The organism is Pseudomonas sp. A014 (assembly GCF_052378495.1).
GTDB lineage: Bacteria > Pseudomonadota > Gammaproteobacteria > Pseudomonadales > Pseudomonadaceae > Aquipseudomonas > Aquipseudomonas machongensis.
This window is the reverse complement of record NZ_CP199001.1, coordinates 685,663-705,049: the sequence shown is the minus strand read 5'-3', so window position 1 is coordinate 705,049 and position 19,387 is coordinate 685,663. Positions and strand designations below refer to the sequence as shown.

Genomic DNA, 19,387 nt, shown 5'->3' with positions numbered 1-19,387 from the left:
GCATGGCGGCCCATTCAGGCATGCAGGGTTCGCTCCCAGCGCGGACGGTCGATGCGATACAGCACGTGCGGGCGCAGCGGGTGCCCCTCGGGCAGCCGAGGGTGTTCGAAGCTGCCTGCCTCGTCCTGAACCATGCCGATCGCCTGCATCACCTTCTGCGAGGGTACGTTGTCCTGAGTGGTGAACGACACCACCTCATCCAGGCGCAACTGGGCGAATGCGCAGCGCAGGCAGGTCCAGGCCGCCTCGCTGGCAAAGCCCTGGCCCCAGTGACGACGGGCCAGACGCCAACTGATCTCGACCGCCGGAGCGAAGGGTGCGTCGAAGTTGACGTTGAGCAATCCGGTCAGGCCAATGAAGGCACCACTGTCCATGCGCTCCAATGCCCATAGACCGTAGCCGTATTCGTTGAAATGACCACGGATGCGTCCGATCAGCGCGGCGGCCTCCAGACGCGTCAATGGCGCAGGAAAATAGCGCATCACCTGCGGGTCGGCGCACATCTCGGCGAACGCCTGCAAATCGTCGTCATGCCATTGGCGCAACACCAGGCGGGCGCTTTCGAGCTTGAGGATCGGGGTCATCGGGGTCATCGGGGCGGGCTCCAGGTTTTCAGTCCTGCAGTCTACAGATTAGGCGCCGGGGGCGCTTTTCACCTGCACCCCAGGCCCAATGCAATTTTCACAACGGCTTCACTCGGCGCAGACAGGCCGCTTCACAGAATGCCATCACCTGCCGCCGCCCTGTGCGCGGCCCTCTCTTGCCGGAGCCCGAGCATGCTGTCGAGCGACATCCTGGAAAACCTGGCCCTCCCCACCCGCCGCAAGCGACACCGACGTTCGCGCAAGGCTTGGGCCGCCGGCCTCGCCCTGGTGCTGGCCGCGGCCGGATTGATGCTGTGGTCGTCAACGAGGACGCACATCGTGAACCTTGGCAATGAACGACAATTGAACGCCAGCGGCCTGTTGCAGAAGTGGGCCGAAGGCAGCGTGATCGTGATGATTCGCCACGCCGAGCGCTGCGACAGCGCGCCCGGCCCTTGCCTGGACGACCCCACCGGAATCACCGTCTCCGGCAGCCAGGCCGCGCAGCGTGTCGGAGAAGGGTTGCAACGCCTTGGGCTGGACGGCGCCGACCTGCTCAGCAGCCCGAAGCTGCGCACCCGACAGACCGCGCACTTCATCGTCGGCGACACGGTCACCAGCGAGGACTGGCTCGAAGGCTGCGAAAGCGGCTTCGCAGGCCAGGCCATGGCGCACAAGCGTGCAGGGCATAATCTTGTGCTGGTGACTCACAACGGCTGCGTCGATCACTTCCAGCGCACGCTCAAGGTTGCCCCGGGCGAACGCGAAAGTGGCTACGCCAGCGCGCTGTTCGTGTCGGTCGATGGCAGCGGCAAGGCGCGCATCCTCGGGCGCATGAACGAGCCGGACTGGCGACGGGTGCTGGCCTCGGCACAACGCTGATGGGTGTTTGAGTTGCGTGGCATTCCGGCCCACTGGCAAGATCAACGCTGCCTCCAGCTGCGATCCTGCCCATGCCCCTGCCGCTGATCTACCACGAAGACTACAGCCCCGAGTTCCCGCCGGAACACCGTTTCCCCATGGACAAGTTCCGCCTGCTGCACGATCACCTGATCGACAGCGGGCTGACCACCGACCAGGCCTTGCTGCGCCCCGAACTCTGCCCCAACGACATCCTTGCCCTGGCCCATGACCGCGCCTACATCGAGCGCTACATGAACGGCGAGCTCTCACGCGAAGACCAGCGCCGTCTGGGGCTGCCCTGGAGCGAGGCACTGGCACGGCGGACCGTGCGCGCCGTCGGCGGTTCGCTGCTGACCGCCGAGATGGCCCTGCGTCACGGTATCGCCTGCCACCTGGCCGGCGGCACCCACCACGCCCATTACGACCACCCGGCCGGGTTCTGCATCTTCAACGACCTGGCGGTGATCAGCCACTACCTGCTCGCAGCCGGACGCGTACACCGCGTGCTGATCTTCGATTGCGACGTGCACCAGGGCGACGGCACCGCACGCATCCTTCACGACACACCAGAGGCAATCACCGTGTCGTTGCACTGCGAGCAGAATTTCCCGGCACGCAAGGCCCAGAGCGATTGGGACATCCCTTTGCCGCGCGGCATGGACGACACGGCGTACCTGAAGGTGGTGAACGATGCGCTGAACTACCTGCTGCCGCTCTACCAGCCCGACCTTGTGCTGTACGACGCCGGTGTCGACGTGCACAAGGACGACGCCCTGGGTTATCTGCAACTGACCGATGCGGGCGTCGCCGCCCGCGACGAAGCGGTACTGCGCCAGTGCCTTGGCCGTGATATCCCGGTGGTCGGGGTGATCGGCGGCGGTTACAGCAAGGACCGCGAGGCGCTGGCTCGGCGTCACGGCATCCTTCATCACACCGCGGCGCGGGTCCTGGGTTACACACAATGACTGTGGAACCGCTTGTGGATAACCTGCGAGAAAGCCCCTGGAGCCCTTCAACTGCCTGACCTGCAAAGATTTGTTCATTTTTTGAACAGTATCTGCGCAGGCACCGCTGGGGTAGAATGCCGACTCTTTTCCACAGCCTGCCGCCACCATGACCGATTCCCACACCATCTCCCCTCCCCTCGTCGCCGTGATCGGCGGCGGCCCCGCCGGCCTGATGGCTGCCGAGGCCCTGGCTCAGGCCGGTGTGGCGGTCGAGGTGTTCGATGCGATGCCGTCGGTGGGGCGCAAGTTCCTGTTGGCGGGCGTCGGCGGCATGAACATCACCCACTCCGAACCCTACCCAGCCTTCATCGGTCGCTATGGCGAACGCCGCGAAGCCATCGACGCGCTGCTGCGTGATTTCGATGCCGACGCCCTGCGCCAGTGGATCCACGGCCTGGGCATCGACACCTTCGTCGGCACCTCGGGGCGGGTCTTCCCCACGGACATGAAAGCGGCGCCGCTGCTGCGCGCCTGGCTCAAACGCCTGCGCGATTCCGGCGTGGTTATCCACACCCGGCACCGCTGGCTTGGCTGGGACACGGAAGGCGCACTGCGAATCGGTTATCCACAGGGCGAACGCCTGGTACAGGCCACTGCCGTGGTCTTGGCACTGGGCGGCGGCAGTTGGGCGCGCCTGGGCTCGGACGGCAGCTGGGTGCCACTGCTGGCCGAGCGCGCTGTGGATATCTCGCCATTGCGCCCGAGCAACTGTGGTTTCGAAGTCCAGGCCTGGAGCGACCTGCTCAAGGACAAGTTCGCCGGCGCGCCCCTGAAAAACATCGCCCTGAGCGTACCTGGCAGTGCCCCGCGCAAGGGCGAGTTCATCCTCACCGCCCAAGGCGTGGAAGGCAGCCTGGTGTACGCCTGGTCGGCGGCGCTCCGCGCCGGTATCGAGCGCAACGGACGCGCCACCTTGCTGCTCGACCTGCTGCCGGATCGCCCTGTGGATAAAATCGCTCAGGCCCTGGCCAAGCCCCGTGGCTCCCGCTCGATGGCCAAGCACCTGCATGGGCAGCTCGGCATCGACGGTGTGAAAGCCGCGCTGCTGCGCGAGCTGACCGACCAGGCCACCTTTGCCGACCCCGTGCGCCTGGCGCAGGCAATCAAGGCGCTGCCGATCGAACTGGTGCGCACGCGGCCGCTGGATGAGGCGATCAGCAGTGCCGGTGGCGTGCGTTTCGAGGCGATGGACGAGGGCTTGATGCTCAAGCAACTACCCGGAGTATTCTGCGCCGGCGAGATGCTGGACTGGGAAGCACCGACCGGGGGCTACCTGCTGACGGCGTGCTTTGCCAGCGGACTATGGGCCGGACGGGCGGCGCTGGAGTGGTTGTCCGAGCGTAAGGCGGCCTCCCTGTAGGAGCCACTCTCTTGTTCGAAACCTAAAGGCTAGCCCAATCCCTGTGGGTGCAGCTGTCTTGTTCAAAATCTAAAGGCCAACCCAATCCCCTGTGGGAGCGGCGGTTCGGCGCTCCGACTTGTCCCGCGAACACGGGCGTAGCCCGTGCCAGGCAGCGCGGTGTCCTTTTCGCGGGTAAACCCGCTCCCACAGGGATTGGGCTGGCTTTCAGATTTTTGAACAAGACTCTGCACTAGGGTTTGCGCTTGCGTGGCCCGCTGTTGAAGCTCGGCACCTTGCGCACCGGCTTGACCGTCGGTGCCGAATCTTCCGAGCTGTCCATCCACTTGCCCAGCCCGCGCTTGGCACTGTTCTCTTTGGGTTTCTTGGGCTTTTTCGGCTTTTTCAGCACCTGGCCGCTGGCATCGGTCATCGGCACCCGGTGGTCGGGGATGAAGTCCGGCTCTTCATGACGCGGCAACGTCTGGCGGATCAGGACCTCGATCGCGGACAGCAGTTGCACCTCGTCGGCACACACCAGGGAAATCGCCTCGCCCTTGTTACCCGCTCGCCCGGTACGACCGATGCGGTGCACGTAATCCTCGGCAACGATCGGCAGGTCGAGGTTGACCACCAGCGGCAGGTCGTCGATATCGATGCCGCGAGCAGCGACGTCAGTCGCCACCAGCACCTGGATTTCACGCGCCTTGAAGGTATCCAGCGCCCGCTGACGGGTCGCCTGTGGACGATCGCCATGGATGCCATCGGCATTGACCCCCTCGGCCAGCAGCCGCTCGACCAGTTGATCGACGCCGTTGCGGGTCTTGGCGAACACCAGCACCTGCTTCCAGCGCTGCTTGCGCATCAGGTGGCAGAACAGGTCGGCCTTGCGCTTCTTGTCTACCGGCACCAGCCATTGCTTGACGGTGGTGGCGGCGGCGTTGCGCGGGCTGACTTCGATACTCAGCGGATCGTTCAGGGCCAGGCCGGCGAGCATGCGGATCTGGTCGGAGAACGTCGCCGAGAACAGCAAGGTCTGGCGCTTGCGTGGCAAGGCGGCGTACACCGCCTGCAGCTCTTCGGCAAAGCCCAGGTCGAGCATGCGGTCGGCTTCGTCGAGCACCAAGGTTTGCACCTGGCCGAACTTCACCGCGTTCTGGCGGAACAGGTCAAGCAGGCGGCCCGGCGTGGCCACCAGCAGGTCGACGCCACGGCGCAGGCGCATCATCTGCGGATTGAGGCTGACGCCGCCGTACACCGCGTAGGTGCTCAACGGCAGGTGCTCGGCGTATTCACGGATATTGGCGTGCACCTGCTCGGCCAGCTCGCGGGTTGGCACCAGCACCAGCGCGCGGATCGAATTGCTGGCCACCTTCTCACCCTCGAGCGCCAGGCGTTGCAACACCGGCAAGGCGAAACCGGCGGTCTTGCCGGTACCGGTCTGGGCTGCGGCCATTAGGTCGCGCCCTGCCAGCACGGCGGGGATGGCCTGGGCCTGAATCGGGGTCGGGGTGGAATAGTCCCGCTGCTGCAGGGTGCGCAGCAGGGGTTCGATCAGGCCGAGTTTGGCGAAATTCATGGTGATACCGTCAGGGGGTTCAGCGAAGGCGGCAGTTTACCGCAAGCCCCCTGGTGTTGCGCTGGCTTTGACGCCCGCTGCCCCACAACGGATGCACCTGCTCCTCAGGCCACCTGCCGTGGCGCGCGCCGCCACTGTGGCAGCCCGATCAACACCACCGCTCCGACGATCACGCCCATCGCCAGGCATTCCTCGGCGCCGATCCGTTCACCAGCAAAGGCAATCCCGAGCAATACCGCCACCACCGGGTTGACGTACGCGTAGCTGGTCGCGGCCGCCGGCCGCACATGCTTGAGCAGGTACATGTACGAGCTGAAGGCCACGATCGAGCCGAAGAAAATCAGATAGGCCAGTGCCCCCCAACCCGCCGCCGTCGGCATCTGGGTCAGGCGCTCACCGCTCAGGGCGCTGCCGATCAACAACGCAGCACCGCCCACCAGCATCTCGGCAGCACTGGCCATGGCGCCCTGGGGCAAGGGCAGGTTCTTGCTCCACACCGAGCCGAAAGCCCAGGCCGCCGCTGCGAACAGGATCAACGCTGCCCCCATGGGGCTGGCCTGCAGGTTGGAACCGAGGTTGAGCAAGCCGATACCGGCAAGCCCGAGGAAAATCCCCGCCCATTCCAGACGCGAATTGCGATGACCGAACAACAGCCCGAACAGCAACGTGAACAACGGCACCGTGGCCACCGCCAGCGCTGCAACGCCCGATGCCACGCCGGCATGCTCGGCCAGGGTCACGCCACCGTTGCCGCAACTGAGCAACAGAAACCCGATCGCCCCCGCCGCCCGCCATTGCGCCCAGGTGGGAGCCGGCACACCGCGCCAGCGCAGGAAGCCATACAACAGGCTGCCGGCAATGACAAAACGTACCCCAGCCATCAGCAACGGCGGCCAGGATTCGACACCGATGCGAATGGCCAGGTAGGTAGACCCCCAGACCAGGTAGAGGGCAATGAAGGCGCCGATCAGCAGCCAGGGGAAACGACGGGAGGCAGGCATGACAAAAGACTCGAAATCCGTTTACGGGTGACTTAGTTTAGGAAGGCGCTCCCGTAAACATAAGTTACAAAACACGTTTAATAGGCCCATACACTTTGCAATGAACGGTAATTCGCCTGTTTTCCCGTTGATTGCACATTCGCAACGAGAGACCCATGGACAAGTACGATCGCATGCTGCTCGCCGCCCTGCTCGAAGACGGTCGCGCCACCTATGCCCAGCTCGCCCGTCAGGTCAACCTGTCGGCGCCTGCGGTGGCCGAGCGAGTCGCCAAACTCGAGGCCAGCGGAGTGATCACTGGCTACGCCGCCAAGGTCGACCTGGAAAAGATCGGCCTGCCGATCCAGTGCATCATCGAACTGCGCCTGGCCAGCCACGGCAACCAGCAGGCCTATGACGCCCTGGCGCGCATCCCCCAGCTCACCGAATGCCACCGGGTCACGGGCGACCCGTGCGTGATCATGCAGGCGGCAGTGGGTTCGATGCATGAGCTGGAGGCGCTGATCAACCAGGTGTCGCAACTGGGGTTCAGCAAGACGTCGATCATCCTGTCCAGCGCGGTGGAGCGCCGGGTGCCGCTGGATCACTTGCAGGGCAACGGCAGGAAGGGGTGAGTGCGCCCGTTCAGTGACGCAGCAGCAAATCACCCTCGATCGGTACATAGCGCGTGGCTGCGCGAATCAACGACAGCGCCGTGAGCCCTGGCGCGCCGTAGACCACCGTCTCGACGCCATGGCGCAGCATCACCCGCTCGAGCAACTGGTCGAAGTCACCATCGCCGGAGGCCAGTACGACCTGATCGACCCGGCTGGCGGCCTCATACACGTCCAGGGTGATGCCCACATCCCAATCCCCCTTGGCCGAGCCGTCGCTGCGCTGGATGTAGGGTTTGAGGCGCACCTCGAAACCGAGGTTGCGCAGGATCTGCTGAAATTGCTGCTGCTTGCTGTCACCCCGGTCGATGGCATAGGCCACGGCCTCGACGATGGCGCCATCGCGGCTGACCTGGGACCAGAGGGCACTGTAATTGAAGTGACAACCATGGGCCTGGCGCACGGTGTAGTAGAGGTTCTGCACATCCGCGAACAGCGCGATCTTTTTCACCTGGTGGCCCCGGGATAAAGGCGAAAGGGGCGCAGTGCGCCCCCGGGAATCCCGCGATTATGCCAGACGCGTCAGACGAAGGTGTCGTCATCGTCCGAGAAGAAACCACCGCCGCCGCTGTCGTAGTCGCTGTCCACGAAGCCGCCCTGATCATTGCCCCAACCGTCGTTGTCGGCAACCTGGCGCTGGTTGTCCTGATCATTCCAGCCGCCATTGTCGCTGGCCGGTGCCGGCTCTTCACGGATCACCTCGACCACCTCGTTGGGTTGCGAGTTATGACTGAACAAGCTGCTGATACCTTGCGCCAGCAGTACACCACCCGCCACGCCCGCTGCGGTCTGCATGGCACCCCCGAGGAAGCTGCTCGCACCACTGCGCGCCGGGGCCGCAGCGAAACCTTGCGGTTGCGCCTGGGGCTGTGGGGCATAGGCCTGGGGCGCAGGCTCGCGCCAGCCACCAGAACCGGAGGCAGGGGGCGGCGCGACCGGACGCTGAGGCTCCGGGCTACGCGCGCTGCTGCCAAAGATGCTCGACAGGAAGCCACCACTGGCCTTTGGCGCCTCTTGCTGGGCCTGGGCGCGGGCTTGTCTGAGCTCGGCCTCGAGTTGCTTGTTCTGCTCGTCGAGCTTCTTGATCGCCGCCTCCTGGACCAGAATCGCCTGGGCCATGTAGTACGGCGCCGCAGGCTGCTGGCGCAGATGCTCCTCGATCCGCGCCTGGGCCTGGGCATCGCGCGGCTGCTGGGGATCCTCGGCCTGCTTGATGCGGCCGAACAGACCGTCGATCAGGGTTTTTTCTTCAGTGTTCATGGGCTACCTCTTGGGCCATGCGGAACATCGGACAAGGTCAAAGATGGGGCGTGCCTGGGCAGGATTCAATTACAGGGCCGATGAAACTTTTTTCAGCATCGCCCGCTCCTGGGCTAAAGTGACGCACTGCTTTTTCCTGCGATATAGACCGATGAACCCGCTGACGATCCTGCGCGACTCTCTCTACTTCTTCCGCCGCCACTTCACCAGCATCCTGCAGTTGTGCCTGCCGCTGGTGGTGCTGGAAGCCCTGTTCAGCCAATTGCTGTACCGCCAGTTGGGTGACGACGCCTCGCCGGCCTACGGCATGCTTGTCAGCCTGCTGTTCTACCCGCTGTACAGCGCCGCGCTGATCCTCTACCTGGATACCCGCAGCAACGGCCAACAGATCAGCAAGCGCAACCTGTTCGCTCGCGCCGTGCAGTTGTGGCCGGCGCTGGCCCTGCTGATCCTGATCAGCTCGCTGCTGATCATGGCGGGCCTGGCGCTGTTCATCTTCCCGGGCGTATGGATCATGATCAACCTGGTGTTCGCCGAGTACCTGCTGGTCCTGCGTGGCCTACCCGTCATGCAGTCGATGCGCGAGAGCGCACGCATGACCACCGGGCACTTCATGCGCATCCTGATCTGCGTGCTGTCGGTGCTCGCACCGCTATGGCTGCTCGATGGCCTGCTGCTGATGGCCTTCCCAGAGCCGCAGCCAGGCGCGCAACTGGTGCTGGACAGCCTCAGTGGCTTCCTGCAGTTGTTCAGCAGTGTGGTGCTGTACCGCTTGTTCATGCTGTTGGAGAGCGAGGCCGGCGCCGCTGCGGGAAACTGAAAGCTGTGCGGGATGACGGCAACGCTCTGGAAAGCGTTCGCGGTGCCCTGCCCAACGTATTGCATCGACACTCCTGAACGACGCCCGACAGTCGCGGGCCACCCTCAGGAGCTGCATGCAATGGGTATGACAACAGATTCCGCAACCGAGCTACAGCGTGACTTCAAAGCCACGCTCTTCTGGATGAAGGGGGACGTGCTCGTCCCGATCAGGCGGAGCAAAACGACGGATAAATTCACCTGGGGCGTAGTTCCGGGGGACGACTGGCTGCAGGCGGGAGGTGACCAACCTTCCCTGATTCTGGACTTCGAGTTTCATTCCAAGACCGAAGACCGCCTGCACTACATGATCAGCAGGTCGAGCGGATTCAGCAGGCTTGGGCGAAGCGTCGGCGGCTATCTCGGGCTCTATCAGGTCAGCGAGGTGACCGACTACTGGAAACTCGAACCGTTGCGGCACGCGCCCAATGGCTGGGTCTGCCGCTTGCGTGATCACGAAGGGCATGGCGTGAAGACCTGGCAGGACGACCCCCATTTCGATAACTTCACCTACCACTTCCTGAACACCTACGAAGGGAACGACGCCGAGTTCCTCGTGGTTCCCACAAACTGAACCCCAGCGCTTACAACAACGCGAGGGTCAGTGCCTTGAGCGTTGCGGCGGCGCGGGTACTGCAGCCGTGATACGTGGAGTCATACCTCAGCGACTCCACTGATCACCGTCCCACGGCACGATTGCCCTGATGCTTACCCGACAGGCGTCACGAAAAACTCGCTCACCCCTTCAGCGAACGTGTTCAGGTGGTCGACATATCCGCCCGCAGCACCAACGTATCGCCCAGCCGACTCAGGGTACTCGCCAACGGTGGCCCTGTTGCCATCGTGGTCACGCAGGAAGCAACGCAGCCGCTTTCCATCCCACTCCAGCGGTTGCAGCTTCCAGGGGTTCTTGGCATCGGCGCTGACATACATCCCCAGATAACCTTTGTCACTGCGCGCGATCTTCTTCGCGCTTCGGTCCGAGGTGCCCCAGATGTGGTAGTAAATCCGGTTGGGCTCCTGTTTGTGAAACTTGAACTTGAAGATCCTGCGGGCATCGTCGAATACCGCATTGCGATTTCCCAGCACCAGCCAATCCCAAAGCGTGGAATCGAACTGGTTGGCATAGTCTTCCCGCTGACTCAGCACAACGGGATAGGTGACGCCGTTGTGGATCACATCCAGGGTGCAGTTCACGAGTGTCAGATTGCTGAACGACATTAAGTCGTCGTTGGTCACTTTTTCGATATTTTTCACCGGTTTCTCCCAAGCATTGATGTCAGATGGCTGAAGTCTTCAGCGCTGTCACTTTCTTGGTAAACCGGTCGCGCCCATAAGGCTGTAATGCTTCCAGCAAACGCGCTTTGCCTTGTGTCAGATCAAGCCAAGCGTCAGGGCTTTCAAGGTGGCTGCAGCGCGCGTGGTGCATTCGAGCTTGCGGAAGGTACTCTCGACATGGGTGCGCACAGTACTGGGACTGATGCCCAGCAACCGCGCGACCTCCTTGTTGCTGTGACCCAGGCTGATCTGGCGCAGCACCTCGCTTTCGCGTTCACTCAACAGTCCACCGCCCCCTTTGGCTGCCGGCAGCTTGCGCTCCCCGCGCGCGGCAGCGAACACGGCTTCACAACACTGCAGGTCGAAGCGCCCCTGTTGCGCCTCCTGCCTGAGCAACTGCTCGGCCTCCTGCTGACCAAGCGCCGCTCGCCATGGACGCTCGGCCCGCAGCGCCTGCCAGGCGAGCGCCACGGCCAGCAAGCGCTGCTCCGGCGCGAGGGCATCACCCTCCACGCCACGAAAATAACCACTGCCATCGAGACGCTCGTAGGCGTGTGCGGCAAGCCTGCCCGCACGCTGCAATGTCGGTACCTGCGCGCAAGCGCGCTGAGTCCAGTAGGGCACCAGGCGAATCTGCTCGCGGTCGCCTTCAAGCAATGTTCCTGGCAGGTTCCATACCCGGTTCGGCACCGCGGCGCGGCCGATGCCATGCACCAGCGCAGCCTGCCTCAGCACGTCCTGCAGCGCCGCCGACATGCCCATCAGCCCGGCGGCGTCATGCACCAGCGCAGCCGCACCACGCGAATAGCCCGCAAGCCAGGTCAGCTTGAGGTCGATGACATCGGCGACCAGGGTCAAAGGCACATCGGAGCAAGCTGTATTCGAGGCCGTCGCTTGTTCAGCCTCCTGCAAGTCATGCAACCAGTCCGCCGCCTGACACCGCAGCTCCCTCACCAGGCTGCGCGGGTACCGCTGGTCGGCCTGCCCCTCGATCCAGGCCAGCGCAGCCTCGAGACCCCGCGCTCGCGAAAGGATCTCCAGGTCACCTGCCAGCACCACCTGATAGACCACCTCAGGCACCTGTGGATGACGCAGGCCGGATGGACGACCGCTACCGTCGAAATGCTCGAACACGTGCCGCAGCCCCTGCTCCACTGGCGCGCCCAGTCCAAGAGCAACTGCAACCTCGCCAGCCACCTCGCAGTGCACGCGCGCCAGCGGCCCGGTCTGCAGCATCGCCCGCTGCCCGGCGGCGTCGAGGGTCTGCGCGAGCATGGCTTGACGCCCCCCCACGTCGTCCCCGAGCAGGCGGGTGAAATCTTCGGCATTGGCAGTGCACCCGGACCAGCGTAACAGTGCGACATCAGCGGCCACCTGCAGGTGGTCGCCCTCGCCCATGCAGGCGTGCGCGAGCCTGCGCGCCAGCTGCGCCGTGCGGCGCGACTGATCGATAGGCTGGCCCATGCTCAGGTCACCCACCATCGACAAGGCGAGGATGGCGTCTTCCAGGGGGATGCAGTCGGCAACAGGCATGAGCGGTCCACAATTCGGGTGAGTTGGAGGCTCGGTCATTCGACCGATACCCGTGCAGGCAGATCCTACCGAGAATACAGCCATCACTCACAGGAGACCGCGCCATGTTCCGATTCAAAACGCTTGCCACCGCAATAGCAATGACTGCCTCGATCTTGACCATCGGCAGCAGCTTCGCCGACACCGCCAAGCCGTCGGTGGTCATCGTCCACGGTGCCTTCGCCGACGGCTCGGACTGGGCCAAGGTCGTGCCGCTGCTGCAGGCCCAGGGCATCAAGGTCACGGTGGTGCAGAACCCGCTGACCTCGCTGGCCGAGGACGTCGCCGCGACCCGGCGCGTGCTGAACAACCAGCAAGGGGACGTGGTCCTGGTCGGCCACTCCTGGGGCGGCACGGTGATCAGCCAGGCAGGTACCGACGCCCACGTCCGCGGGCTGGTCTATGTGGCGGCATTCGCACCCGATGCCGGCCAGGCCAGCAAGGACCTGGGCCAGGGCTACCCGACCCCACCCGGCATCAGCCAGATCGCGGCCGACGGCAACGGCTACCTGTACCTGACGCCCCAAGGCATGGCCACCGATTTCGCCCAGGACCTGCCCAAGGCCCAGACCGACATCATGACCGCCACCCAGGGCCCGATCCGCGCCTCGGCCTTCGAGGACCGCACCAGCGCTGCTGCCTGGAGCAGCAAACCGTCCTGGTACGTGGTTGCAGGTCAGGACCGCATGATCGACCCAGGCCTGCAACGCGCCTTCGCCAAGAAGCTGGGCGCACAGACCACCGAGCTGGGCACCAGCCACGTACCCCAGCAATCGCAGCCTGCAGAGGTGGCAAAGGTGATCATCAAGGCCGTCGACAAGGTCGCCAGCACCCGCTGAACGATGGGCGGGCCGGACACCTCCGCCCGCCGTCGGTGACACCCACTGGGCTGGAGCCGTGCAAGGTCGGGAAAGCCTTCGCTCTCCCGCCCTTGGCTCCAGCTATCCAGACTGATGCCCGCAACGAATCTGACTCGAACGCGCCATGACCCGACCACGCGCAGGCTGGCGCCATCCTATTGCGGAGCACCTCAATGACAGACACCCCCGAAACCTCCAACTGGGCCCTGAACGCACAGGTATTTCTCGGCAGGATTCATGCGATTGACCCTTCCGGGCGCCGTAGAGCCCTCTATCCCAGCCTGTTTACCGACGCCGAGGGAGCAAGCATCGGCGGACAAAGCGATTGGCTGGTTGCGGGGAACGAGCATCCTGCCTGCGTAATGCGTTTCCTGCTTCATTCCACAACGCCCAACCGCCTGAACTTCATGATCATGGGCAACGCCGAGCATCAGGACAAGAAGCTCGGCGTCAGCCGCAATGGCTACCTGGGGTTCTACCGCTATGCCTCGGTCGTGGACTATTTCAAGCTTGAGCCCCTGCAGTGGGGCCAGGACAGTCTGTTGTGCCGCTGGCGAGATCATCTTGGCCATCAGGTCAAAGCCCGCAGCGAAGCCCCGGAAGCTTCGGCGCGGTTCAGTTACATGAATGTCCAGATGGGCAATCCCCTGACCTTCCTGGTTGAGCGCATCGCGCACTGATACCTGAGGGGGTCGAACGGCTGACGGCCCAGGGCGATGCACGGGGTAGCTGCCAGGGCAGCAAATTGCGCAGGATCGACGGCAGGTCGAGCTGGGCGAGTCAGTGACCTGCGCGACATGCTTCACCGTTATAGGAACGCTTTCACGCTGCTGCTATCGGTGAAGCAACTGCAGAGTCGAAGGTGTGTATCCGTTCCGGACACGCCCCCAACTCCGCAGGAGATTAAAGACCCATGATCAATGAAGAAATCAAGGCAGTTCTTGCCGCCCCCACCATCGAAGACTTCAACGCCAGAATCTACCTGTTGCAAAACGAAGAAAAGGTGCCGTTACGCTTCAGCCGCCCCAACGAACACCTTGCTTGGGGTGTATTCAACGAAGCGAACTGGCTTCAAGCGGGCGGCATGGGTCAATCACCCTTGTTTTCGATGAAGTTCCTTTCCAAAACGCCCGACCGCCTCTGGTTCAAGCTGATGGCCACAGGTTACGGCGACAACCTTGGACACCTGGGCTTCAGCAAAAATGGTTATCTGGGACTTTATGACTACAACAGCACAACCTATCCCTGGAAGATCGAGCTACTGGATTGGGCAGACGGCTACATGCGCTGCCATCTTAGAGACCATCGCGGCATTCGCGTAGGAGTCTGTAGCGAACATACGGAAATCGAGGGGCACAAGATGCACTATCTGAGCATTCAAGACACCCAACCTGCCGAGTTCGTGATCCATAAGGTGGATGTGCCGGGTATGGTTGAAGGCACGTCCTGGCTACACGTGTATTGAAACGCCTCAACGCATCGTCGCCTAGCTCAAGTACCCCTTGGTTTGGCGCGGGCAGTGGCCTGCGCGACCAAAGGGTCATCTGGCCAGAAATGCTTGGGATACCTGCCCTTCAAATCCTTCTTCACCTCGAGGTAGGTCGAGCGCCAGAAGTTCGCCAGGTCCTGGGTCACCTGGACCGGGCGCCGGGCTGGGGACAGTAGGTGCAGCTTGAGCACTTGCCTGCCGTTGGCAATGCGTGGCGTGTCGGCCTGCCCGAACAACTCCTGAAGTCGAACGGCAAGCACGGGTGGGCGCTCGCTGTAGTCGATACGAATACTGGATCCTGAGGGTACCGCCATCGTCTGGGGTGCCTGGGCATCCAGTTGCTGCGGCAGCGGCCAGGGCAGGAGATTGCGCAGGATCGAAGACAGATCGAGCAGGGCGAAATGGCTGAGCCGGGCCACCTTGCCGACATAAGGGCCCAACCATTCGTCCAATGATTGCAGCAACGTCTCATCCCGCAGGTCGGGCCATTGGCCGACGACACCCGCTTCCTCATCCAGTACCCGCAGCAGCTCCACCCGTGCCTGCCACTGACGAAGATCAGGCGTCCAGGGCAGAAGCTCCAGGCCTTTGCGTCGAACATAGTCGAGCAGCGCCTGCACGCGTGCCTCATCGCTCAGAGACGCCAGGGGCATGCGCGACAGCACGAGCTCGCCAACCTTGGTTTGTCGTTCGGCGCGCAGGGCGCCCTCTCGCTCATCCCAGTCGAGCGCGTCCACCGTACGGACCTGCTCTTTCAGGACGTTGTCGAACAGCGCCGCGTCGAGGTCGGCGGCCAGATAGATCCGCTCCTCCCGCTGGCCCTGTCGGCTGCCCAGGTCCGCGATGGCCAGCCAGGTGTGCTTCATCAAGGCGTCCGGCTCGGTGAACATCGCTGCCCGGCCATTGGCCAGGCGATATTCGGTCCCGCCATCACGTCGCTGCTGGGCGACACGGTCGGGATAAGCCAGCGCGAGCAGGCAGCCCACCCAACGTGGATGATGAGGATCGGCGACGGCTCGCGACACAGGACCACGCAGGTAGGATCGATACTGCCTGGAAAGTTGCCTGGCGCGCTGGGCGCCTCCCTGCTCACCGCGCTGGGCACGTTGCTCACCGCTGAGAATGGCCAGCCGGCTGTGCAGGTCAGCGCCCGCGCCACGCTGTATATCCCGCTCTCCCAGCAAGGCCGCGATAGTGCACGCGGTCTCGGCCAGCCCCAGCTCGTGACCTCGCAGCAGAAGATGGGCAATTCGAGGATGGCTCGGCAGCTCGGCCATCGCCTGACCGTGCCGGGTCAGTTGCCCGTCCGCCTGGAGCGCGCCAAGGCGGCGCAGCAAGTCGTTGGCCTGTGCGTACGCAGCCGCAGGGGGTGCATCGAGCCACGCCAGCTCATTCGGCTGGACACCCCACTTGGCCAACTGCAGCGCCAGCCCGGTCAGGTCCGCCTGCTGGATTTCGGCGGTGGCGAAGCCTGCCATCTGATCGTGCTGCGCTTCGGACCACAAGCGATAGCAAACGCCGGGCTCCAGCCGCCCGGCACGCCCTGCCCGCTGGGTAGCGCTGGCCCTGGAGATCCGCTGGGTATCCAGACGAGTCATGCCGCTGCGTGGGTCGAAGCGCGGAACACGCTCAAGCCCGGCATCGATGACCACCCGCACGCCATCGATGGTGACGCTGGTCTCGGCAATGTTGGTGGCCAGCACCACTTTGCGCATCCCCGGTGGCGCTGGGTCGATCGCGGCCCGTTGCTGGTTCAGGTCGAGCTCTCCATGCAACGGGCAAAGCAACGTATTGCGCTTCAGGGATGGGGAGGCATCGAGGCTGTCCTGAAGCCCTGTCAGGACGCGACGGATTTCAGCCTGGCCCGGCAGGAACACCAGCAGGCTTCCCGATTGCTCGGCCAGCGCATCGAGACAGGTGCTGATCACTCGCGGCTCGATGTACTCGCCGGCTTGCTGCGGCTTGCCCCAGATCGTCGTGACCGGGAACATCCGCCCCTCGCTGGTGATGATCGGAGCGTCATTCAGGAGGCGCGACAGCCTTTCTCCCTCGAGGGTCGCCGACATGAGCAGCACTTTGAGCGCCGTATCGTCCCGGAACAGTTCACGACCATTGAGCGTGAGCGCCAACGCAAGGTCAGCATCGAGGTTTCTCAGGTGGAATTCATCGAAGATCACCAGCCCCACGCCCTCCAACGCCGGATCGGCCTGCAGGCGGCGGGTGAGGATGCCTTCGGTGACCACTTCGATGCGGGTATCCGGCCCGACCTTGCTGTCCAGCCGGATGCGATAGCCGACCGTCTCGCCGACCTTTTCCCCCAACTCGCTGGCCATGCGCTCGGCGGCAGCGCGGGCCGCGAGACGACGCGGCTCGAGCATGACGATACGCTGTCCGGCCAGCCATGGCTCGTCGAGCAGCGCCAAGGGCACACGGGTCGTCTTGCCCGCGCCAGGCGGTGCCTCGAGCACGGCTTCGTGGCGTTCGGCCAGGGCCTGACGCAGGGCGGGCAAGACAGCATCGATCGGTAAAGAATTCATGGTGGTCCTCAAGCTGGCGAGCGAGTATAACGGCGAACCGAGACCGCTTCGTCATGGTCTGAGCATCAGGTGCGGACGTTTTTGCCCGACCTCCTGCAGTCACCTTTCCGGAGATTCACATGCGCATCCATTCCCGCGTCATCGGTGGCGCCCTCATCGCTGCCCTGCTGACCCAACTGACGGCCTGCGGCACCATCCTCTATCCCGACCGTCGCGGCCAGATCGAAGGCAAGATCGATCCGGTAGTCGCCGTCATGGACGCAATCGGCATCCTCTTCTACGTCATCCCAGGCCTGATTGCCTTCGGTGTCGACTTCGCCACTGGCGCCATCTACTACCCTGGCGGCAAGACCGCCCAGGTCGACCCGGCCAAGCTCAAGCCTGCGGTCGATGCCGATGGCAAGATCGATAATCTCAAGCTGCAGGCTATTCTCGAAAGCGAACTGGGCCAGCGCCTGCCCCTGAACGATCCGCGGCTGATCCAGCACCGTGGCAGCGTTGAACAGCTGGCCGCCTTCGGCCTGGTCCCGGCCGCCTGAGCGACACCGGAATGACACGCCACGCATGACTGCCACCGCCGAACATCAACGCCTGCTGCGCCTGGCCACCCGTGCTTCGCTGACGGTAGCCAGCATTCTCGTCCTGGCCAAGGCCATTGCCTGGTGGCTGAGCGGCTCGGTGAGCCTGCTCGCGGGCCTGACCGATTCGGCGCTCGATGCCGTCGCCTCCTTCCTCAACCTGCTGGCGGTGCATTACGCCCTGCGCCCGGCCGACGACGATCACCGCTTCGGCCACGGCAAGGCCGAGGCCCTGGCCGGTATGGCCCAGGCGCTGTTCATTGCGGTCAGTGCGGTATTGATCGGATTCCAGGCGGTGGAGCGCCTGCAGACGCCACAGCCGCTGGGCGACACGGGCGCGGGCATTGCGGTGATGCTGCTGTCGCTGGCGTTGACCGTGGCGCTGCTGGCATTCCAGCGCAAGGTCATCCGCATCACCGGCTCCACTGCGGTACGTGCCGACTCGCTGCATTACCGCTCCGACCTGCTGCTCAACGGCAGCATCCTGCTCGCCCTGCTGCTGGCCGGCTTTGGCTGGCCACAACTGGATGCGCTGTTCGGCCTGGGGATCGCGCTGTACATCCTCTGGAGCGCCCTGCAGATTGCCCGCGAGAGTACCTCGATCCTCATGGACCAGGAGCTGCCCGCCGACATTGGCGAACGCATGCAGGAACTGGCCCTGGCCATTCCCGGCGTCAAGGGGGTGCACGACCTGCGTACCCGGGTGTCAGGCAGCCATTGGTTCGTCCAGTTGCACCTGGAACTGCCCGGCGCACTGCCGCTGCATGAAGCCCATGCCCTGTGCGTAAAGGCATCGGAGGCGATCCGCGAGCGTTATCCGCGCGCAGATGTCATGGTGCACGCCGATCCTGTCTAGCGGCGAGAGCACATTTGCTCTGCCTCCCCTGAGCCTCGCCCCTCAGTTGACGCTGTACCCCCGACCGCTCAGGCACGCTGCCAGCGAGCGGCGATAGCCGTTGGCTACATTGGCCGGTGGCGCATAGGTGGCCGTGGCCGGATCGAACCCGGACTGGCTGACGGCCCAGCGATGGCATTGGTAACGATCCTGCTCCTGCTGCTCCGGGCCCTGTCCGTTCGCCGGATAGGCGACGACGTCATAGCCATTGTCCGTCTGAGGCTGGGGTTGCGGTGCATACGCCGGGGCGGACGGATTGACCACCACGTACTCCTGGCTGTCGGGCTGATACTGGTAGTAGGTATCGGCTACCAGGAAGTAGAGTAATCCGCTCAACCACACTTCCTGGGCGTAGGGAGGCAGGTAGTTCACCCGCACGCCATACGGCGGGCGCACCACGATGTAGCCGCCGCTATGCGGGCGGTACCAGTAGCCGCCTGAATAGAAGTAGTCCTGACCGCGGTAAGGCACTTTCCAGTAACGGTCCGGGAAACGGTCCGTGGTGTAGCCAGGGCGGTATTGCGGCCCCGGCCCCCAGCCATTGCCATGGCCGTCGGGTCGGCCCCGCCAGTCACCGCCCGGGCGCTGGCCAGGGCCGCCCGCCTCCCAGTGGCGGATATCGCCGTTGCGGCGCGGAATGTCCTGATAGTAGCCCTGGCGCGGTGGCTGGGTCTGGCGCACTTCGTCACGGGAGTTGAGTGGCGAGCTACCTTGGGCTGGACCGTTGGGCTCCTGCTGGCCACCCCAGCCACGCCCGTCGCCCGGCCCCTGGGCCAGCGCCCCGAGGCTGATGCCCATGCCCAGCAAACCAACACCCGCCCACTGCCAGATGCGTGACCTCATGCTCGTCCTCTCGATAACCACAGCGCTTGATGGCAGCAGTCTAACCTGAGGCAGGGGCAGGCAGATGAAATCCCCCCAGGCACACGAGCAATAAAAAAGGGAGGCCATTGGCCTCCCTTCAGGAATTGTCGTCCGTGCTCGACGCTTGTGA

20 protein-coding genes are annotated in these 19,387 nt (G+C 64.1%); 11 read left to right on the top strand and 9 right to left on the bottom strand.

Features of this window, described 5'->3' with window-relative positions:
* Window positions 1-14: 14 nt before the first annotated feature.
* Window positions 15-584 (bottom strand): GNAT family N-acetyltransferase, encoded by a 570-nt coding sequence (locus ACTYOL_RS03360; RefSeq protein ID WP_054892852.1) that lies wholly within the window; start codon window positions 582-584, stop codon window positions 15-17.
* 192 nt (window positions 585-776) lie between these two features.
* Here ACTYOL_RS03360 and ACTYOL_RS03355 point away from each other — a divergent pair, with 192 nt between their 5' ends.
* The 3 genes from ACTYOL_RS03355 to ACTYOL_RS03345 all read left to right on the top strand — a co-directional run bounded on the left by ACTYOL_RS03355 (window position 777) and on the right by ACTYOL_RS03345 (window position 3,854).
* Entirely contained in the window at window positions 777-1,466 is a 690-nt protein-coding gene (locus ACTYOL_RS03355; RefSeq protein ID WP_063542652.1) for a histidine phosphatase family protein, read from the top strand.
* Window positions 1,467-1,537: 71 nt separating this feature from the next.
* Window positions 1,538-2,452 (top strand): histone deacetylase family protein, encoded by a 915-nt coding sequence (locus ACTYOL_RS03350; RefSeq protein ID WP_197892081.1) that lies wholly within the window; start codon window positions 1,538-1,540, stop codon window positions 2,450-2,452.
* A 148-nt stretch (window positions 2,453-2,600) separates the two neighbouring features.
* Window positions 2,601-3,854: a TIGR03862 family flavoprotein gene (locus ACTYOL_RS03345; RefSeq protein WP_200603679.1), complete on the top strand. Its 1,254-nt coding sequence runs from the start codon at window positions 2,601-2,603 to the stop codon at window positions 3,852-3,854.
* A gap of 232 nt (window positions 3,855-4,086) precedes the next feature.
* On the opposite strand, the gene ACTYOL_RS03340 is transcribed toward ACTYOL_RS03345, so the two are convergent.
* Window positions 4,087-5,412: a DEAD/DEAH box helicase gene (locus ACTYOL_RS03340; RefSeq protein WP_125930844.1), complete on the bottom strand. Its 1,326-nt coding sequence runs from the start codon at window positions 5,410-5,412 to the stop codon at window positions 4,087-4,089.
* Between the two features lie 104 nt (window positions 5,413-5,516).
* Window positions 5,517-6,413, bottom strand: coding sequence for a drug/metabolite exporter YedA (yedA, locus tag ACTYOL_RS03335; protein WP_054892847.1), 897 nt, complete (start codon window positions 6,411-6,413; stop codon window positions 5,517-5,519).
* A gap of 155 nt (window positions 6,414-6,568) precedes the next feature.
* Between yedA and ACTYOL_RS03330 the strand changes: the two genes are divergently transcribed.
* Complete coding sequence (locus tag ACTYOL_RS03330) at window positions 6,569-7,027, top strand: Lrp/AsnC family transcriptional regulator (RefSeq protein ID WP_054892846.1); 459 nt, start codon at window positions 6,569-6,571, stop codon at window positions 7,025-7,027.
* Window positions 7,028-7,037: 10 nt separating this feature from the next.
* Here ACTYOL_RS03330 and ACTYOL_RS03325 read toward each other — a convergent pair whose 3' ends face one another.
* Both ACTYOL_RS03325 and ACTYOL_RS03320 read right to left on the bottom strand, forming a co-directional pair.
* Entirely contained in the window at window positions 7,038-7,517 is a 480-nt protein-coding gene (locus ACTYOL_RS03325) for a LabA-like NYN domain-containing protein (protein ID WP_054892845.1), read from the bottom strand.
* A 71-nt stretch (window positions 7,518-7,588) separates the two neighbouring features.
* The gene (locus ACTYOL_RS03320) at window positions 7,589-8,326 is read right to left on the bottom strand and encodes a DUF2076 domain-containing protein (protein WP_444757537.1); all 738 of its coding nucleotides are present in this window, start codon (window positions 8,324-8,326) and stop codon (window positions 7,589-7,591) included.
* Between the two features lie 151 nt (window positions 8,327-8,477).
* Between ACTYOL_RS03320 and ACTYOL_RS03315 the strand changes: the two genes are divergently transcribed.
* The gene (locus ACTYOL_RS03315; protein ID WP_153774474.1) at window positions 8,478-9,146 is read left to right on the top strand and encodes a YciC family protein; all 669 of its coding nucleotides are present in this window, start codon (window positions 8,478-8,480) and stop codon (window positions 9,144-9,146) included.
* A 120-nt stretch (window positions 9,147-9,266) separates the two neighbouring features.
* Complete coding sequence (locus ACTYOL_RS03310) at window positions 9,267-9,758, top strand: hypothetical protein (RefSeq protein WP_153774473.1); 492 nt, start codon at window positions 9,267-9,269, stop codon at window positions 9,756-9,758.
* A gap of 134 nt (window positions 9,759-9,892) precedes the next feature.
* On the opposite strand, the gene ACTYOL_RS03305 is transcribed toward ACTYOL_RS03310, so the two are convergent.
* Entirely contained in the window at window positions 9,893-10,441 is a 549-nt protein-coding gene (locus ACTYOL_RS03305; protein WP_153774472.1) for a hypothetical protein, read from the bottom strand.
* 117 nt (window positions 10,442-10,558) lie between these two features.
* Complete coding sequence (locus tag ACTYOL_RS03300) at window positions 10,559-11,995, bottom strand: HD domain-containing phosphohydrolase (RefSeq protein WP_153774471.1); 1,437 nt, start codon at window positions 11,993-11,995, stop codon at window positions 10,559-10,561.
* 104 nt (window positions 11,996-12,099) lie between these two features.
* Here ACTYOL_RS03300 and ACTYOL_RS03295 point away from each other — a divergent pair, with 104 nt between their 5' ends.
* The 3 genes from ACTYOL_RS03295 (at window position 12,100) to ACTYOL_RS03285 (ending at window position 14,359) form a co-directional block, all read left to right on the top strand.
* Window positions 12,100-12,873, top strand: coding sequence for an alpha/beta hydrolase (locus ACTYOL_RS03295; protein WP_444757536.1), 774 nt, complete (start codon window positions 12,100-12,102; stop codon window positions 12,871-12,873).
* 194 nt (window positions 12,874-13,067) lie between these two features.
* Window positions 13,068-13,574, top strand: a complete 507-nt coding sequence (locus ACTYOL_RS03290; RefSeq protein WP_197892077.1) for a hypothetical protein — start codon at window positions 13,068-13,070, stop codon at window positions 13,572-13,574.
* Between the two features lie 233 nt (window positions 13,575-13,807).
* Window positions 13,808-14,359, top strand: a complete 552-nt coding sequence (locus ACTYOL_RS03285) for a hypothetical protein (RefSeq protein ID WP_197892076.1) — start codon at window positions 13,808-13,810, stop codon at window positions 14,357-14,359.
* Between the two features lie 26 nt (window positions 14,360-14,385).
* Here ACTYOL_RS03285 and hrpB read toward each other — a convergent pair whose 3' ends face one another.
* The gene (gene hrpB / locus ACTYOL_RS03280) at window positions 14,386-16,920 is read right to left on the bottom strand and encodes an ATP-dependent helicase HrpB (RefSeq protein ID WP_444757535.1); all 2,535 of its coding nucleotides are present in this window, start codon (window positions 16,918-16,920) and stop codon (window positions 14,386-14,388) included.
* A gap of 119 nt (window positions 16,921-17,039) precedes the next feature.
* On the opposite strand from hrpB, the gene ACTYOL_RS03275 reads away from it, so the two are divergent.
* Complete coding sequence (locus ACTYOL_RS03275) at window positions 17,040-17,459, top strand: hypothetical protein (RefSeq protein ID WP_054892836.1); 420 nt, start codon at window positions 17,040-17,042, stop codon at window positions 17,457-17,459.
* Window positions 17,460-17,484: 25 nt separating this feature from the next.
* On the top strand, window positions 17,485-18,354 hold the full coding sequence (locus ACTYOL_RS03270; RefSeq protein WP_153774467.1) for a cation diffusion facilitator family transporter: 870 nt from the start codon (window positions 17,485-17,487) through the stop codon (window positions 18,352-18,354).
* Window positions 18,355-18,396: 42 nt separating this feature from the next.
* Here ACTYOL_RS03270 and ACTYOL_RS03265 read toward each other — a convergent pair whose 3' ends face one another.
* A complete protein-coding gene (locus tag ACTYOL_RS03265) occupies window positions 18,397-19,236 on the bottom strand; it encodes a DUF6515 family protein (protein ID WP_197892074.1) in 840 nt (279 codons plus the stop codon).
* Window positions 19,237-19,387: the final 151 nt, after the last annotated feature.

Excerpts from the sequence above, each read along its gene's own strand:
- ACTYOL_RS03285 (WP_197892076.1), top strand. The coding sequence starts at position 13,808 with ATGATCAATGAAGAAATCAAGGCAGTTCTTGCCGCCCCCACCATCGAA.
- ACTYOL_RS03290 (WP_197892077.1), top strand. The coding sequence starts at position 13,068 with ATGACAGACACCCCCGAAACCTCCAACTGGGCCCTGAACGCACAGGTA.
- ACTYOL_RS03360 (WP_054892852.1), bottom strand. The coding sequence starts at position 584 with ATGACCCCGATCCTCAAGCTCGAAAGCGCCCGCCTGGTGTTGCGCCAA.
- ACTYOL_RS03295 (WP_444757536.1), top strand. The coding sequence starts at position 12,100 with ATGTTCCGATTCAAAACGCTTGCCACCGCAATAGCAATGACTGCCTCG.
- yedA (WP_054892847.1), bottom strand. The coding sequence starts at position 6,413 with ATGCCTGCCTCCCGTCGTTTCCCCTGGCTGCTGATCGGCGCCTTCATT.
- ACTYOL_RS03315 (WP_153774474.1), top strand. The coding sequence starts at position 8,478 with ATGAACCCGCTGACGATCCTGCGCGACTCTCTCTACTTCTTCCGCCGC.
- ACTYOL_RS03265 (WP_197892074.1), bottom strand. The coding sequence starts at position 19,236 with ATGAGGTCACGCATCTGGCAGTGGGCGGGTGTTGGTTTGCTGGGCATG.
- ACTYOL_RS03340 (WP_125930844.1), bottom strand. The coding sequence starts at position 5,412 with ATGAATTTCGCCAAACTCGGCCTGATCGAACCCCTGCTGCGCACCCTG.
- hrpB (WP_444757535.1), bottom strand. The coding sequence starts at position 16,920 with ATGAATTCTTTACCGATCGATGCTGTCTTGCCCGCCCTGCGTCAGGCC.
- ACTYOL_RS03345 (WP_200603679.1), top strand. The coding sequence starts at position 2,601 with ATGACCGATTCCCACACCATCTCCCCTCCCCTCGTCGCCGTGATCGGC.
- ACTYOL_RS03300 (WP_153774471.1), bottom strand. The coding sequence starts at position 11,995 with ATGCCTGTTGCCGACTGCATCCCCCTGGAAGACGCCATCCTCGCCTTG.
- ACTYOL_RS03330 (WP_054892846.1), top strand. The coding sequence starts at position 6,569 with ATGGACAAGTACGATCGCATGCTGCTCGCCGCCCTGCTCGAAGACGGT.
- ACTYOL_RS03350 (WP_197892081.1), top strand. The coding sequence starts at position 1,538 with ATGCCCCTGCCGCTGATCTACCACGAAGACTACAGCCCCGAGTTCCCG.
- ACTYOL_RS03310 (WP_153774473.1), top strand. The coding sequence starts at position 9,267 with ATGGGTATGACAACAGATTCCGCAACCGAGCTACAGCGTGACTTCAAA.
- ACTYOL_RS03275 (WP_054892836.1), top strand. The coding sequence starts at position 17,040 with ATGCGCATCCATTCCCGCGTCATCGGTGGCGCCCTCATCGCTGCCCTG.
- ACTYOL_RS03270 (WP_153774467.1), top strand. The coding sequence starts at position 17,485 with ATGACTGCCACCGCCGAACATCAACGCCTGCTGCGCCTGGCCACCCGT.
- ACTYOL_RS03355 (WP_063542652.1), top strand. The coding sequence starts at position 777 with ATGCTGTCGAGCGACATCCTGGAAAACCTGGCCCTCCCCACCCGCCGC.
- ACTYOL_RS03320 (WP_444757537.1), bottom strand. The coding sequence starts at position 8,326 with ATGAACACTGAAGAAAAAACCCTGATCGACGGTCTGTTCGGCCGCATC.